This window comes from Desulfurobacteriaceae bacterium (assembly GCA_039832905.1).
GTDB lineage: Bacteria > Aquificota > Aquificia > Desulfurobacteriales > Desulfurobacteriaceae > Desulfurobacterium.
Genome location: JBDOLX010000119.1, coordinates 1 through 4,052, shown reverse-complemented (window position 1 = coordinate 4,052; position 4,052 = coordinate 1). Strand labels below are relative to the sequence as shown.

The 4,052-nt window shown below is 35.3% G+C and carries 5 protein-coding genes; 3 read left to right on the top strand and 2 right to left on the bottom strand.

Annotated features, from left to right (window positions below; all coding sequences use genetic code 11):
* Positions 1-1,909: excinuclease ABC subunit UvrB (gene uvrB / locus ABGX27_09270; GenBank protein ID MEO2069679.1), on the bottom strand; the 1,909-nt coding region annotated here is incomplete at its 3' end.
* 80 nt (positions 1,910-1,989) lie between these two features.
* Here uvrB and ABGX27_09265 point away from each other — a divergent pair.
* From ABGX27_09265 to ABGX27_09255, 3 genes are read left to right on the top strand one after another with little or no spacing between them, the layout of a single operon-like run.
* Entirely contained in the window at positions 1,990-2,568 is a 579-nt protein-coding gene (locus ABGX27_09265; protein MEO2069678.1) for a DUF507 family protein, read from the top strand.
* Positions 2,546-2,842 (top strand): hypothetical protein, encoded by a 297-nt coding sequence (locus ABGX27_09260; protein MEO2069677.1) that lies wholly within the window; start codon positions 2,546-2,548, stop codon positions 2,840-2,842. Before ABGX27_09265 ends, ABGX27_09260 begins: the two co-directional genes overlap by 23 nt.
* Positions 2,832-3,311 carry a hypothetical protein gene (locus ABGX27_09255; GenBank protein MEO2069676.1) on the top strand — a complete coding sequence of 160 codons (480 nt, stop codon included), beginning with the start codon at positions 2,832-2,834 and terminating at the stop codon, positions 3,309-3,311. The genes ABGX27_09260 and ABGX27_09255 overlap by 11 nt, the downstream gene beginning before the upstream one ends.
* A gap of 8 nt (positions 3,312-3,319) precedes the next feature.
* Here ABGX27_09255 and ABGX27_09250 read toward each other — a convergent pair.
* Positions 3,320-4,052: nucleotide sugar dehydrogenase (locus tag ABGX27_09250; GenBank protein ID MEO2069675.1), on the bottom strand; the 733-nt coding region annotated here is incomplete at its 5' end.

Genomic DNA, 4,052 nt, shown 5'->3' with positions numbered 1-4,052 from the left:
TAGCAGCTTCTTTCATTTCCTTTTCAAGTTTTGCTATTTCCCTTAAAACTTCTTCTTCAGATTTAGGGAACGTATTACTATCTTTCAATTTACAATATATAGTCAATCCTGCATCTTCTAATATACTGCTATCAAGATTCCTTTTCACAGTTTGAGGAATAATTCCGTGTTTCTTGTTGTATTCCTCTTGAATTTTTCTTCTCCTATTGGTTTCCTCAATAGCTTTCTTCATAGAAGAAGTAATTTTATCTGCGTAAAGAATCACTTTACCGTTAACGTTCCTTGCAGCCCTTCCAATCGTTTGTATTAAAGAAGTCGTTGAACGCAAAAATCCTTCCTTGTCTGCATCAAGAATTGCAACAAGAGAAACTTCAGGTAAATCCAAACCTTCTCTTAAAAGGTTAACCCCAACAAGAACATCAAACTCTCCACTTCTTAACCCTCTTATTATTTCTACCCTTTCAACGGAGTCTATTTCAGAGTGCAAGTATTTCGCTTTTATTCCCTTTTCAAGAAGGTAATCTGTTAATTCTTCAGCGTTCCTCTTTGTTAAAGTTGTTATAAGAACCCTTTCATTTCTTTCTATTACTTTTCTAATCTCACTTAAAAGATGGTCTATCTGTCCGTTAGTTTCCCTAACCTCTACTATTGGATCTAAAAGTCCTGTAGGTCTAATAATTTGTTCAACAACTTTACTTGATACGGAAAGTTCAAATTCTCCTGGAGTTGCAGAAACGAATATAGCTTGTGGAACTTTTTCTAAAAACTCTTCGAAGGTTAGGGGTCTATTATCGTAGGCTGAAGGAAGACGAAAGCCGTGTTCAACCAGGTTGAACTTTCTGGCTCTATCACCTTTATACATTGCTTTTATTTGCGGAATTGTTACGTGAGACTCGTCTATAATCACCAAAAAATCGTCAGGAAAGTAATCAAGAAGAGTATAAGGTGGTTCTCCTGGCTTTCTACCATCTAAATGTCTTGAGTAATTTTCTATTCCTTTACAGTGTCCAATTTCCAAGAGAAGTTCTATGTCATATCTTGTTCTTTGTTCTATTCTCCTTGCTTCAAGTTCCTTTCCCTGCTCTAGAAAATAACTAACTCTTTCTTCAAGTTCTTTTTCTATCGACCGAACAGCTTCCACTATCCTAGAATAAGGTGTAGCGTAGTGAGAGGCTGGGTAAACGGTGTAAGAATTAAATTCTTTCAGAACTCTTTGGTTAAAGTAATCAAGCATACTAATACTTTCAACTTCATCTCCAAAGAGTTCTATTCTTATAAAGTGATCTTCAACATCGGAAGGAAAGATGTCTATAACGTCTCCTCTTACCTTAAAAATTGCAGGTCTTAGATCGTAATCGCTTCGCTCGTATCCTAAGGTAATTAGTTTTCTAATTGTTTCGTCCCTATCTATTTCTTCACCAACACGAAATTGCAGAGAAAGTTTTTTGTAAAAGTCTGGAGAACCAAGACCATAAATACAAGAAACAGAAGAAACCACTATCACATCACGTCTTGTAAGAAGAGAAACTGTAGCGGAATGTCTCATCCTGTCTATTACAGGATTTATTGAACAGTCTTTTTCAATATAAAGGTCTTTGCTTGGTAAATAAGCTTCCGGCTGGTAATAATCATAGTAGCTTATGAAATATTCAACGGCATTCTCAGGAAAGAAATTCTTAAGTTCGTGGTAAAGTTGTGCCGCAAGAACTTTATTGTGGGATATGACTAAGGTAGGTTTTTGAACTTTCTCAATTACCTTAGCAATTGTATAAGTTTTACCACTACCAGTAATTCCAAGAAGGGTTTGATACTTTAAACCTTTCTTTATACCCTCTGAAAGTTCTTTTATAGCTTTGGGTTGGTCCCCTTTAGGACTAAAAGAAGAGACAACTTTAAACCTTCTTTCCATTAGGTATCCCTCACTTATACCTTACCGATGGGTAAATTTTTCGTAAAATCTTTTCTGCAAAAGTTAAGAAAGGAGGAACTATGGCTAAACAAAACAGGTTCTTAAAACTTCTTGCAGACAGAGTTGCCACTAACCTTCTTGAAAAGGAGTATGTAATAGCGGATAATCCTGAAAGTTTCAAAAAGAAAATATATGATATTCTATTTGAAGATTATACCCTTGAGAAGGAACTTGAAGAGGAAGCTGAAAGAATAATTCAGGAAAATGCAGAAGAAGTTACATATAGAGGAGTTTCTATCCATAAAGCAAGAAAGCTTATAAAAGAAAAACTTGCAAAAGAAAGAGGAATTCCTGTAATTGGTAGTGTTTTCTCAAGAGAAAAAGCAAATTACTTGGCAGGAAAAATTTTAAGACTTATTCTTACGGATGACGAACTTGATTATACTCAAGAAAGAGGAATAATAAGAACAGCTATAGTTAGATCCTTTGAGGAAGTAGCAAAACTTAGAAGAGAGATTGATGAGAAAGTAAGAGAGAAGATAGCTTCCCATTCAAGACCAATTTACGAAGGTACTCCTGAATGGTATGCGCTTTATAAGCGATACTATAATGAGGAACTAATTGAGAGAGGTTTAGTTGATACCGAATCTGAAGTGTAGCTTTAAATTACTGCTCTTACTTTGGCTTTTGTTTGCCCCTTGGGCTTTCTATAGTTATTTCTTAGGGGAAAATTCCTTTACTACTTATCTACACCTTAGAGAAACTTACGAGAAGTTGAAAGAAGAGGAAAAATACTGGGAAAACAAGAACGAAATTCTAAAGGAAAGATTGACAGCATTTGAGAAAAACAAAGATTTTTACTATCAGAAACTTGCGAGAGAAATGTTCTTAAAGGGAAAGGAAGGCGAAGAGGTAATCCTCTTTGTTAAGTGAAATAGTTAAAAAGAAGTTCCTCCCTTACGGTGAATTTATAGAACCTTTCAAAGTAGAAGAAATCACTTTTGACTTTTTTGCCCATCTTGAAACCAGCTTGGTGCATACAACTTTTTTTATGAAAGATTACGAAATAAAGAGTTTTTTATACGTTTTTGGTAAAAAATATCAGAAACTTACCATCAATGAATTTAAGCACCTGTGGATTACTTTTCAGAAGATTTCGAAAAAGCTTTTGAAAGCTCCGGAAGATCACTATCTTTCCAGTTTTATTCTCTTTGTAGAGGTTGAAGAAGCTGAGGAAACTATAAAAGAAGTCGTCATAAATTCCTTTTCTTCAAAGAACATTTGGTTTGGTCTCAAAGGTTCTTACCATGTTGGAGTAGCCCTGTTCTCCCGTAAAGAAAAAGTCTATCCCAAAGAAATTAGCTCTTACGTTTCCTGGATCTTTGAGAATAAAAACTTATAGAACACTTACTACAAACGCCAAAGAATAATTTCTTTAAATTCTTCTCTATTGTAAATTCCTTTTACGTCCATAACAATCGGTTTAGAAACGGAAATCTTTTTGAAAAATTCGGGAGTTAGTTTTTTAAATTCTTCGTGTTTTACAGCAACTACTACGGCATCATAAGGAGCCATTTCTTCAGGAGATTCCAAAAGGTCTATTCCATATTCTTCTTTCACCTCTTCAGGAATAGCGTAAGGATCGTAAACATAAGGTCTTACTCCATAACTTTCTAGCTCCCTGTAGATGTCTATTACCTTTGTATTTCTAACATCTCTTATATTTTCTTTAAAGGTAAAGCCAAGTATTAGAACTTTGGAATTCAAGATTTGCTTTCCTTCTTTTATGATTTGTTTAACCGTACTTTCCGCAACAAATTTGCCCATATAATCGTTTATTCTTCTACCAGCTAAGATAACTTCTGGATGGTATCCTAATTCCTGAGCTTTAAAGGTCAGGTAATATGGGTCTACTCCAATACAGTGTCCACCCACAAGTCCTGGTTCGCACTTTAAAAAATTGCACTTGGTCCCTGCAGCTTCAAGGACGTCTCTTGTATCTACCCCCATCTTGTGCAAGATTAGGGCAAGTTCATTCATAAGGGCTATGTTCAGATCTCTTTGAGTGTTCTCTATAACTTTTGCAGCTTCTGCGGTTCTTATGTCTGGGGCTTTATGAACACCTGCCCTAATTACTGAACCG